Raw genomic sequence first — 11,690 nt, forward strand, 5'->3', positions numbered from 1 at the left:
CGCAGAGGGCCTTATCGCGTCGAGCCGAGCCAATCGGTGACGATCCGGATCTGGCCCACGTCGAGGAGCGCCGGGGCATGGCCGCAGCCGGGAATCGTGACGAGGCGCGCCCTCGGGCCGCGGCTGGTCATCTCCGCCGCGGTCTCCGCCAACAGCAGTTCCGATGTCTCGCCCCGCAGGAGCAGGACGGGGCAGGTGATTGCGTCCCAGGTCTCCCAGAGGCTGACATCGTAGACGCGGCCGGGGCGGAAGGCGTTGCCGATGCCGGGATCGTAGTGCGGCCGGAAGCCACCGCTCCCGTCCGGTACGATGCTGTGCTCGGTGAGGTGGCGCCACTGCGCCTCGGTGAGAGGGCCGAACGGCGCGTGAATCCGGCGCAGCCGCGCCTCGGCCTCCTCAAGGCTCGCGTAGCGCGCCGGCGCTTCGAGCAGGTTGTTGCCGATGGCCCGCACCGGGGCATGCGGCAGGAACGGCCCGATATCGTTGACGACGAGGCGCCGGATCGGGGTGCCTTCGGCGGCGGCGAGCGCCATGCCGATCATCCCGCCCATCGAGGTGCCGACCCAATCGACCTGCTCGACGCCGAGATGCGCGATCAGCAGCGCCATGTCGCTCGCGTACTGGGGCAGGCCGTACGCCTCCGGATCCTTCAGCCATCCGCTATGCCCGCGCCCGACGATGTCCGGACAGACGACGCGGTAGCCGCGTGCGGCGAGCGCAGGGGCGAGAGCATCGAAATCGCGTCCCTGGCGGGTCAGACCGTGGACGCAGACGACGACCTCGGACGCATTCGGCTCCCCCCACTCGACATAGGCGATCTCGTGGAAGCGGCCCTGTGAGAGGCCGCGGGTGCGGCGGCGGCGGAAGGGGCGGTCGACGGCCGGGCTCTCCTCAAGCGACGTCGCCCTGGTCCAGGGCGAAACCCAGGAACGGGTCTCGCCGCCCAGCATCGCGCCGCCCGCCGCGTGATGGAGATCGATGATCTGCCGGGTCGAGCGTTTCGATTGCTCACGCAGATACGCCGCCTGGATCGCGAAGAACTCACCGGGACCCGAGGCCTGCAGCAGCCGCTCGGCGCAGTCGAAACCGGCCTTGAGGTTGGTGTCGGAGGCGATCATCACCTGCTGGGCGATCCCGCGCAGACTGCTCCAGCCACGGCCGGTGCCGCCCGAAGCCGCGTGCCCGATCTCGGAACGGCCCATCGACGATTCGAGCATCTGGACCGCCCCCTCGGCCGCTTCGACAATCCGCCGATAGGCAGAACGGGTCGCCCTCAGTTGCTGGAGGGCCAACCGGCCCCCGAGAGCCCGATGCGCCTTCTCGGGGGCTTCATTCGTCACCGTCATGCCAATCCTGCCGTGACGCCGCAGGCCGTTTCCGCCCGCCGATCTCGACGCGCGCGGATGGCTGTGCCCCGGCGGGGTCGTTACAAACGCCCGAAAAAATCGAGCGAGCGCTCGCTTTTTGTCTAGCGCTGGGCTATCGTCCTTGCAACCGGAGTGTTCCTTCGATGCCCAGGCACGGCATGAAACCTCACGAGCACGACGCGTCGACGGCGCGGGCGGATGGCTCGTGCCGGACGGGCGGGATCGTGTGGCGGAGGGGAGAGCGGCTGGCGTCAGCGCAGGCGGCGCGCCAGCGAGCGCTTCCGGCTCTCCTCGTCAGCTCCCCTGCGCAGCGCCTCGAGCTTGGACACGAACTTGATCGAAGCGCGTCGGATGTGCTCGCGCCCGAGGCGCTCAGCGGCCTCGGGATCGTTGCCGATGATGGCATCGAGAATGGCCGCGTGCTCATCCCAGACCCGGGCATCGACACCGCGATCGACCCGCAACACCTCACCCATGATCCGGCGCATGTGATGCCAGTAAGGGCGGGCCGCCTCCTCAATCGCGCGATTCCTCGACAGCGCATTGACGAACTGGTGAAAAGCGATGTCCTCCGCGATCTGTTCAGCGACCGCGCCGCTGGCCACCGCCGCTCGACCGCGCTCGAGGATCTCGCGACCGGCCCCGGCCTCTCGGGGCGAGCGCTCGGCTGCCAGACGGCAGGCGAGACCGTCGAGCACTTCGCGGATCTCGTAGGCGCTTCGCACGAAGTCGATATCGAGTTCGGCCACGACGACACCGCGCTTGGGCGCGTTGATGACGAAGCCGCGGTCGCGCAGCAGCGCCAGGGCCTGCTGCACCGGCTGGCGCGAGACGTCGTAGGCCTCGGCGAGTTCATCCTGGATGAGGCGGGTGTTCGCCGGCAGCGTCCCGTCACAGATCTCGGAAAGAATCCGATCGTAGATCTGTCCGACGAGCGTCGGCACCAATGTCACACTTTGCATCCAAACCGAACCGGTTCTCAAACTCTGTCGTTCGACGCGCTATCCCGCCCACTTGCAGTAAAGTTCAAATTCGGTATACGAATTTCGAATTCAAACTGCGCGGTCTCGAGCATGCGCTCATGCTGTCCTTTCATCAGCAATGGTCCGCCGACAGGCAAGTCCTCTCTTTATGGCAACGGTTCGGACGGCGCCGTGTCGGGATCGGAACGCGCTCAAATTGGCGCGATCAGGGTGAGGCGCTTGCCCGCTAAGGTGAACGATCCTGACATTCGGCGCGTCGCACGGCGACGTTCGACCCGCGCGAGATACCCGGTCGCAAACCTTGCGAGTGGAGTAAGGCGGCATGTTCCGAAGATCGGAGGCAGCGCCGCACCAATCTAGGCTGCAACGGGCTCGATCGAAGACTGGGCGGCAAAAATGCCAAAAAATATAGGGAGGAAAATTTGAACGCGCCCCTTTCGAACTACATCAACGGAAAGCTTATCGCGAGCAAGTCGTTCGATATGCTGCCGGTCTTCAACCCGTCGACCGGCCGCGTCATCTCCGAAATGCCGGTCTCGACCAGCGACATGGTCGAAGAAGCCGTGTCGGCGGCGCGCAAGGCGCAGGTTTCCTGGGGACAACGTCCCGCCATTCAGCGCGCCAACGTGCTACGCGCGATCTCGGCACGGATCCGCGAGCGGGGCGAGCCGATAGCCCGGATCATCTCGGAGGAGCAGGGCAAGCTTCTCGGCCTCGCCAAGGTCGAGGTCGCTTTTGCTGCCGACTACCTCGACTACATGGCCGAGTGGGCCCGCCGCATCGAGGGCGAGATCATCGAGAGCGACCGGCCGGGCGAGAACATCTTCCTGTTCCGCAAGCCCGTCGGCGTCGTCGGCGCGATCCTGCCCTGGAACTTCCCGTTCTTCCTCATCGTGCGCAAGCTCGGACCCGCGCTGGTGACCGGCAACAGCATCGTCATCAAGCCGAGCGAGGAAACACCCCTCAACGCGGCGGCCTTCATCGAGTTGCTCGACGGCCTCGACATCCCCGAGGGCCTGATCAACTTCGTCTACGGCACCGGCGCGGGCGTCGGCGAGGCGATCTGCGCCCATCCCCACGTCGACCTGATCAGCTTCACCGGCAGCGCCGCGACGGGCGCGCGGATCATGGCGACGGCGGCGCGCAACATCACCAAGGTCAACCTCGAACTCGGCGGCAAGGCCCCGGCGATCGTCCTCAAGGATGCCGACCTCGACAAGGCCGCCAAGGCGGTGGCCGCCTCGCGCACGCTCAATAGCGGCCAGGTCTGCAACGCGGCCGAGCGCGTCTATGTCGAACGGCAGGTCGCCGAGGAATTCGGAGCCCGCGTCACCGAGGAGATGAAGCGGATCCGCGTCGGCGATCCGCTCGGCGGCTCCGAGGTGGAGATGGGGCCGATGATCAACCAGGCCGGCGTCCGAAAGGTCGAGGAACTGGTGCAGTCGGCGCTGAGCAGCGGCGCCACGGTGACGACCGGTGGCCGGGGCACGGCCGACGAGGGCAAGGGCACCTTCTACGAGCCGACCGTGCTGACAGGCTGCCATCAGGACATGGACGTGATGCGCAAGGAGATCTTCGGTCCGGTTCTGCCCATCATGGCCGTCGACAGTCTGGAGGAGGCGATCAGCCTTGCCAACGACACCGAGTACGGCCTGACATCATCGATCTACACCGAAAGCCTGTCCAGCGCCCTGAAGGCGAGCCGCGAGCTGAGCTTCGGCGAGACCTACGTCAACCGCGAGAACTTCGAGGCGATGCAGGGATTCCATGCCGGGAACCGGAAGTCCGGTATCGGCGGCGCGGATGGCAAGCACGGGCTCTACGAGTACACGAGCACGCATGTTGTATATATCCAGACCTAAATCAAACTTTGAGACCTATATTGCATAACTGCAACAGACATGTCGGCGAAGCTGTGAGATATATAATATACTGAAGTAAAAACGGGGGCAGCTCGTGAGGAAATATGCAGCTTTCGCGATCTCGGCGGCGGTGACTTTGGGGGGACTTGCCCTTCAGGCCACCGCCACCAAGGCAGCCGACATCACCTTCGGCATCATCGGACCGCGCGAGTACGAATTGCCGGTCAACTACAAGGACTTCTTCGCCTTCGTTCAATACACCGGCACAAACTCGACCTCGCAGTTCTTCGACCAAAGCGGCAACTTGTCGAGCGTGCCGCGCCAGAACTTGACGGTGGGCTTGAGCAAGTTCGTCTGGTTCACCACAATCGACTCGCTGCCCGGCGTCGGCATCGCCCTCGAAGCGATCCTGCCGGAAGTCTATCTCGGCACGCGCGGCGCCAAGGAGCGGTTCGGGTTCGGCGACACCATCTGGGGCTTCGCAACCTGGATCAAGCCGACCGACAACAGCACTCTCGGCTTTCAGTCCTTCATCCAGGCGCCGATCGGCGGCGACTACTTCACCAACCGCTTCTACGCCAACTATTCCAGCATCTTGTTCGATGTTCAGGGCGAGCACCTGAGCTTCACCGGCGATGTCGGCGGCGTCTTCCGCGGCGACCAGGATCCCGCCGGTCCCGGCGGGGTGGTGGTCAGCCCCGGCACGACGTTCCACACGAACCTGCGCCTCGGCTACAAGCTCGGCATCCCGGCCTTCCCGGTCGAGCCGTTCCTCGCGCTCGACTACCAGTATAACACGGCGGCCCGCGTCACCGCGTCCAACCTGATCGTCCCAAACAGCCAGAATCAGGATCTGGCGCTCGGCGCCGGCTTGGCCATCCTCTACGATCCCAAGCAGTCCTTCACGATCCGCTACTCGCGGAGTGTCTACGGCGAAAACACGTTCCCCACCAACGCAGTCTTTCTGAAGTACGTCTACATACCTTGACTGTAAAAAACCCTTGCAATGATGTTTTTTCTTGGGATAATATCTTAAATAGATGAGAAGTCCGGGCGCTTTATTAATAAGCATCCGGATTCGGCTGAAGCATTCACCATAGATTGCCGGCCGGTCATGCCAATATGCGGCGCTTCACGGGGATCTCACGAACGGCCCGGTCCCTCCGGGCCCCTCCGCCCGACGCCTGGGCGGGGGCCGTGGCATCCGAAACGCCTCGTTTGGCGAGCAGAGGAAACGAACAGGATGTCGGCTTCGAAAAATCCGAAGATCATGATCGATCGCCGCACCGCGCTTCTCGGCGTGGCCGGCTGCTGCCTGGCGGCCGGCCCGGTCTGGGCGGGTCCCGAAGAGGATCTGCCGGCCAAAGGCGACACACTCGTGTTCGACGACGGCCCGCTCGAGGGAAAGCCCGTCACGCTCGACGCGATCAAGGAGGGTGAACCCGCCCTCGCGATCGCCGTCGATACGGCCACCGGCACCAAGAAGACCGAGTCGCGCTTCGCCAAGATCGTCCTCGCGCGCGTGCCGGAGGCCGACATCGACGAGGACACGAAGCCCTTCACGGCGGACGGCGTCATCGCCCTCTCGGCGATCTGCACGCACCAGGGCTGCTCCGTCACCGGCTGGAACGCCGAGAACAAATCCCTGCTCTGTTTCTGCCACGGCTCGGAATTCGTGCCGGGGGAGGGCGGGCGCGTCGAAAAGGGGCCGGCGCGCAAGCGCATCCCCGTCCTGCCGATCGCCAAGGGCGAGAAGGGCGAAGTCGTCATCACCGAAGGCTTCCGCGGCAAGCCCGGCCCCGGCGCCTGACGGCCTGACGGCCTGACACGCGGGGATACACCCGTCCCAACCTCCGCATCGAGATACGGACGGACCGCTGCGCGGCGGTCTCGACCGGACGAGCACAAGGAGATGCCGCCGCCGCCGCCGTGCGGGCATTTCGGAAAACCAAAAAGATTCGGGAGAGCAACGATGTCCAAGACCAACCGTCGAACACCACCCGCTCAGGCGCTCGCGCCGCTGCTCGGCTCCGCGCTTCTGGCCTTCGCCGCCGTGTCGGGCTCGCAGGCGGCCGAAGGCATCAAGGACTACAAGCCCGTCACCGACGAGCGCCTTGCCAACCCCGAGCCCGAGAACTGGCTGCAATACCGCGGCAACTATGCCGGCTGGGGCTATAGCCCGCTCGACAAGATCAACGCCGAGAACGTCAAGCGGCTCGTACCCGCCTGGACGCTCTCGACCGGCGTCATGGACGGCCACCAATCGCCGCCGACCGTCAACAACGGCATCATGTTCATCTCGACGCCGCAGGCGCAGGTGCTCGCGGTCAACGCCCGCGACGGGCAGGTTCTGTGGCGCTACCAGAAGGATCTGCCGCCCGAGCTGTTCCAGCTCCATCCGACCAACCGCGGCGTCGGGCTCTACGGCGACAAGGTCTATGTCGCGACCACCGACGCCTGCGTCGTCGCGCTCGAAGCCGCGACCGGCAAGGCGAAGTGGACGAAGTGCGTCGCCAAGTGGAAGGAGGGCTACTACATGACCCTCTCGCCGCTCGTGGCGAAGGGCAAGGTCGTAGTCGGCGTCTCCGGCGGCGAGTTCGGCATCCGCGGCTTCATCACCGCGCTCGACGCCGAGACCGGCGCGGAAGCCTGGAAGACCTACACCGTCGCGGGACCGGAGGATCCCGGCTTCCAGACCTGGAAGGGCGATTCCTGGAAGACCGGCGGCTCGCCGGTCTGGATCCAGGGCAATTACGACCCCAAGAGTGAGACCGCCTATTTCGGCACCGGCAACGGTGGGCCGTGGATGCCGGATACGCGGCCGGGCGACAACCTGTACTCGACCTCGACCGTCGCGCTCGACATCAACACCGGCAAGATCAAGGGCCATCACCAGTATCACTACAACGATGCTTGGGACTGGGACGAAGTCTCGGCGCCGCTGCTGATTGACATCAAGCGCGACGGCCGCACCCTTCCCGGCCTCGTCCATGCCGGCCGCAACGGCTACCTCTGGACGCTGGAGCGGACTGCGGACGGACCGATCAAGTTCGTCGATGCCAAGCCCTTCGTCTATCAGGACGTGTTCTCGGGCGTCGATCCGAAGACCGGTCGGCCGACCTACAAGGAAGACAAGGTTCCGACCACCGGCAAGAAGGCCGAATTCTGCCCGAGCCTGTGGGGTGGCAAGGATTGGCCGCCGGAGGCCTACAACCCCAAGACCGGCCTGCTCTACATCCCCGCCAACGACAACCTCTGCGCCGTGATCGCCGGCGTGCCGGTCAAGGCCCGCAAGCCGGGTGAACTCTACATCGGCGTGCCGGTGGAGGAGATTCTTTCAAGCCTGCATGTCCGCAAGGACGTCGACGTGAGCAAGCCGGTCAACATCGGTCAGCTCCAGGCCTGGGACATGAACACCGGCCAGAAGGTGTGGCAGCACGACTTCATGGACTCGGCCACCTGGGGCCCGGTCCTGACGACGGGCAGCGGGCTCGTCTTCACCGGCGGCACCAGCGACCGCAAGTTCCGCGCCTTCGACGGCAAGACCGGCAAGGTGGTGTGGGAGATGCGGCTGAATTCCGGCGTCATCGGCGTGCCCTCCTCCTACATGGTCGATGGCGTCCAATACGTCGCGGTCCAGTCCGGCTGGGGCGTCGATGCCGACCGTATGCTCGGCGGTATCAACAACGCCCTGCCCGAAGATCGCCGGGTGCGCATGGCCCCGCAGGGCGGCGTCGTGTGGGTGTTCAAGGTGATGGACCAGGAGGTCTCGGCCAAATGAGCCCGGCGCGCCTCTTGCTCCTCACGGTCCTGGTCGGCAGCGTGAGCTGCCTCGCCACGACCCTCCCGGCGCGGGCCGCGCCGGAGGCGGCCCCGGCCGCCGCTGCGGACCGGGCGGCCCTGCCGTCCGATCCGGACCAGCTCCTCGCCTTCGTCACCGATGCCTTGCGCGATCACGACGAGGGCGCCTTCGAGCGGCTCGTCAACTGGGAGGGCGTGCGCCCGCCGCGCAAGCGGCTAACGCTCTACCAGATCCGCACCACCTTCGGGCGGCCGGTCAAGGCGATGACGGTCGAGGACTTCCCTGCCGACGGCCTCGCCGAGGCCGAGGCCCGCGGCACCTACAAGATCAACATGCCGGTGACGAAGCGCCTGCGCGTCGTCTTCGACGAGGATGCGGGCGAGCCCGACGCCGAGTCGGCCAACGTTTTCCTGCTCGGCCAGAAGGACGGCGTCTACCGCATCGCCGTGCTCAACTCCGTCGGGCCGCCCCGCGGAAAGTAGCAACCCCCGTCCTCCGCGCCGTGCGGAGGACGCTCCCGCATTGAGTGTCTCTCACAAAACGCCCGCCGCACTGTCATCGCCAGAACGAGAGCGGTCAGAGGCCGGGAGTTTTGTGAAGCATTCCGAGAGGAGTGCCGCCCGACGCGCCCTCGGCCGGGCTGCCGGCACGGACCCGATTGATCGCCATGCCCTCGCTTACCACCGAACGCGCCGCCGGCCGGGCAACCCGTTCCGGTCTCCCGATCCGGGCCATCGGTCGCCGCGACCTGCTCAAGGCCGGCCTCGGCGCGGTCCTGGCGGGCGCCACCACCCTGACCGGTGCCACCGCGCAGACGGCGCCCGCCTCCAACGCCGTGCGGCTCAAGCTCGGCAACGACTTGCCGGCCTCGCATTCCGTCAACCGCCGCCTCGCCGAGGCCGTCGCCGCCATCGCGCAAGAGACGAACGGACGGCTCGTCATCACCGTGTTCCCGAACAATCAGCTCGGCGGCGATCCCGGCATGCTCTCGCAACTGCGCAGCGGCGCCCTCGAACTCGCGACCATGCCGGGCACGGTGCTCTCGACCCTGATCCCCGAGACGGCGCTCACCGGCCTCGGCTTCCTGTTCACCGACTACGAAAAGGTCTGGCCGGCGATCGATGGCGCCGTCGGCGACCATGTCCGATCATGCATCGCTGCTGCCGGCATCGTGCCGTTCCGCTCCGTCTGGGACAACGGCTTTCGCCAGATCACCAGCAGCACGCATCCGATCCGCACGCCCGAGGACTTGCGCAACTTCAAGATCCGCCTGCCGACCGTGGCCCTCTGGGTCGCGATGTTCCACGCGCTCGGCGCGGCACCCACCAGCATCCCGCTCAACGAGGCCTACCCGGCGCTCCAGACCCGCGTGGCCGACGGCCAGGAGAACCCGCTCGCACTCATCAACGCGGCCAAATTCTACGAGGTGCAGCGCTTCTGCTCGCTGACCAACCACGCCTGGGACGGCTTCTGGCTGCTCGCCAGCGGCAAGGTCTGGAACCGCGTGCCAGACGATCTGCGCGCGGTGATGGCCCGGCACTTCGACGCCGCAGCGCTCCGGCAGCGCGCGGACAACCGCGCCGCCACGGCCGATCTGCGGGCGATCCTGGAAGGGCACGGGCTCATCTTCAACGGCACCGATCCGATCGCCTTCCGCCACGCGCTGGCGCGGACCGACTTCTACGAGCGTGCCCGCCAGCGCTTCGGCACGGAGGCCTGGAATCTCCTCGAGCGCCATGTCGGCGCGGTCGGGTGAGGCCATGCACGCGATCGACGATCTCGACCCTCCGCATACCCTCGACCGGCCGCTCTGGCTGGCGCGGGTCGATCGCGGCTTGGGGGCCGGCGTCGATGCGCTGGCCTGCGCCCTCGTCGTCGCCGAGATCGTCGTGCTGCTCTCCGGCGTGCTCGCCCGCTACCTGTTCCGCTCGCCCCTGATCTGGACCGACGAACTCGCCGCGATCCTGTTCCTGTGGCTCGGGATGCTCGGCGCGGTGATCGCCCTGCGCCAGGGCAGCCATATGCGGATGACGGCGCTGCTGGGCCGCGTCGGCCCGCGCGGGCGCGCTCGGCTCGACCGTTTCGCGCAGGCTGCGCCGCTCGCCTTCCTGCTCCTCGCCCTGCCGGGCGCGCTGGCCTACGCCCACGAGGAAGCCGCCGTGACGACACCGGCGCTCCAGATCTCGAATGCGTGGCGCGCCGCCGCCCTGCCGGTCGGGCTCGTGCTGATGCTCGTCCTCGGTGGCCTTCGGGTGCTTCGCACGGCGGAGCCCGGCCGCGTGCTCGGGCTGGCCGCGGGAGTTGCCGCGGCGATTGCCCTCGCGACCGCCTTCGGGCCCTTCCTCGAAGGGCTCGGCAACCTCAACCTCGCCCTGTTCTTCGTCGTGATCCTGGCGAGTCTTGTCTTCGCGGCTGTACCGATCGCGTTCGCCTTCGGGCTTTCGAGTTTCGGCTACATCGCGCTCGCGACCCCCGTCCCCGTGGAGGTCATCGCGGGCCGAATGGAAGAGGGGATGTCACCGCTCATCCTGCTCGCCGTGCCGCTTTTTGTCTTTCTGGGCCTCCTGATCGAGATGACCGGCATGGCCCGCGCCATGGTCGCCTTCATGGCGAGCCTGCTCGGGCATGTCCGCGGCGGCCTCTCCTACGTCCTGATCGGGGCGATGTACCTCGTCTCCGGCATCTCCGGCTCGAAGGCCGCCGACATGGCGGCGGTGGCGCCTGCGCTGTTCCCGGCGATGCGCGAGCGCGGCGCCGACGAAGGCGACCTCGTGGCGCTGCTCTCCGCCACCGGCGCGCAGACCGAGACGATCCCGCCCTCCCTCGTGCTGCTCACCATCGGCTCGGTGACCGGCGTCTCGATCGCCGCCCTGTTCACCGGCGGCCTGCTGCCCGCCCTCGTCGTCGGCGCCTGCCTCTGCGCCGTGGTCTGGCGTCGTGCCCGCGGCCCCGGCGCGATCGCGCCGATGCAGCGGGCGACCCGATCCGAGATCGGCCGTGCCTTCCTCCTTGCGCTTCCGGCGCTCGCGCTGCCCTTCGTGATCCGCGCGGCCGTGGTCGAGGGGATCGCCACCGCCACCGAGGTCTCGACCATCGGCATCGTCTATGCCGGCCTCGTCGGGCTCCTCGTCTACCGGCAGTTCGACGGGCGTCGGCTCCGGCCGATGCTGGTCGAGACGGCCGGGTTGTCGGGCGCCATCCTTCTCATCATTGGCGCCGCTACCGCCATGAGCTGGGGCCTGACCCAATCCGGCTTCTCGGCGGGGCTTGCCCACTTCATGGCCGGGCTGCCCGGCGGCGCGCCGGTGTTCCTGGCCGTCACGGTTCTGTTCTTCATCGTACTCGGCAGCGTGCTGGAGGGCATTCCGGCGATCGTGCTGTTCGGGCCGCTGCTGTTCCCGGTCGCCCGGCAGGTCGGCATTCACGAGGTGCACTACGCGATGGTCGTGGTTCTCGCGATGGGCATCGGCCTGTTCGCACCGCCCTTCGGCGTCGGCTACTACGCCGCCTGCGCCATCGGCCGGGTCGATCCCGATGCCGGGATCAGGCCCATCGGCGGCTACCTCACCGCCCTCGTCGTCGGCACCGCTTTGGTCGCCGCCCTTCCCTGGATTTCAACCGGCCTCCTCAAGTGAGCGCCGCCGAGAGCGGCGCGCGCCGCATCGATACGCGGGAG

At 67.1% G+C, this 11,690-nt stretch carries 9 protein-coding genes; 7 read left to right on the top strand and 2 right to left on the bottom strand.

Going from position 1 to position 11,690, the window contains the following annotated elements; translation table 11 throughout:
• Window positions 1-11: 11 nt before the first annotated feature.
• Both J2W78_RS06915 and J2W78_RS06920 read right to left on the bottom strand, forming a co-directional pair.
• The gene (locus J2W78_RS06915; protein ID WP_253369185.1) at window positions 12-1,346 is read right to left on the bottom strand and encodes an alpha/beta fold hydrolase; all 1,335 of its coding nucleotides are present in this window, start codon (window positions 1,344-1,346) and stop codon (window positions 12-14) included.
• Window positions 1,347-1,618: 272 nt separating this feature from the next.
• Window positions 1,619-2,329 carry a GntR family transcriptional regulator gene (locus J2W78_RS06920; protein WP_253369187.1) on the bottom strand — a complete coding sequence of 237 codons (711 nt, stop codon included), beginning with the start codon at window positions 2,327-2,329 and terminating at the stop codon, window positions 1,619-1,621.
• A gap of 443 nt (window positions 2,330-2,772) precedes the next feature.
• Here J2W78_RS06920 and aldA point away from each other — a divergent pair, with 443 nt between their 5' ends.
• The 7 genes from aldA to J2W78_RS06955 all read left to right on the top strand — a co-directional run bounded on the left by aldA (window position 2,773) and on the right by J2W78_RS06955 (window position 11,649).
• Window positions 2,773-4,212, top strand: coding sequence for an aldehyde dehydrogenase (gene aldA, locus J2W78_RS06925; RefSeq protein WP_253369188.1), 1,440 nt, complete (start codon window positions 2,773-2,775; stop codon window positions 4,210-4,212).
• A gap of 94 nt (window positions 4,213-4,306) precedes the next feature.
• Window positions 4,307-5,200, top strand: coding sequence for a transporter (locus J2W78_RS06930; protein ID WP_253369190.1), 894 nt, complete (start codon window positions 4,307-4,309; stop codon window positions 5,198-5,200).
• Window positions 5,201-5,455: 255 nt separating this feature from the next.
• Window positions 5,456-6,022, top strand: coding sequence for a ubiquinol-cytochrome c reductase iron-sulfur subunit (locus J2W78_RS06935; protein ID WP_253369192.1), 567 nt, complete (start codon window positions 5,456-5,458; stop codon window positions 6,020-6,022).
• A 162-nt stretch (window positions 6,023-6,184) separates the two neighbouring features.
• Entirely contained in the window at window positions 6,185-7,993 is a 1,809-nt protein-coding gene (locus J2W78_RS06940; protein ID WP_253369194.1) for a PQQ-dependent dehydrogenase, methanol/ethanol family, read from the top strand.
• Window positions 7,990-8,496, top strand: a complete 507-nt coding sequence (locus tag J2W78_RS06945) for a hypothetical protein (protein ID WP_253369196.1) — start codon at window positions 7,990-7,992, stop codon at window positions 8,494-8,496. Before J2W78_RS06940 ends, J2W78_RS06945 begins: the two co-directional genes overlap by 4 nt.
• 185 nt (window positions 8,497-8,681) lie before the next feature.
• On the top strand, window positions 8,682-9,770 hold the full coding sequence (locus tag J2W78_RS06950; RefSeq protein ID WP_253369198.1) for a TRAP transporter substrate-binding protein: 1,089 nt from the start codon (window positions 8,682-8,684) through the stop codon (window positions 9,768-9,770).
• A 4-nt stretch (window positions 9,771-9,774) separates the two neighbouring features.
• On the top strand, window positions 9,775-11,649 hold the full coding sequence (locus J2W78_RS06955; RefSeq protein WP_253369200.1) for a TRAP transporter large permease: 1,875 nt from the start codon (window positions 9,775-9,777) through the stop codon (window positions 11,647-11,649).
• The last annotated feature ends 41 nt before the right edge of the window (window positions 11,650-11,690 follow it).

Origin of the sequence: Methylorubrum extorquens, assembly GCF_024169925.1 — a bacterium.
Lineage (GTDB): Bacteria > Pseudomonadota > Alphaproteobacteria > Rhizobiales > Beijerinckiaceae > Methylobacterium > Methylobacterium extorquens_A.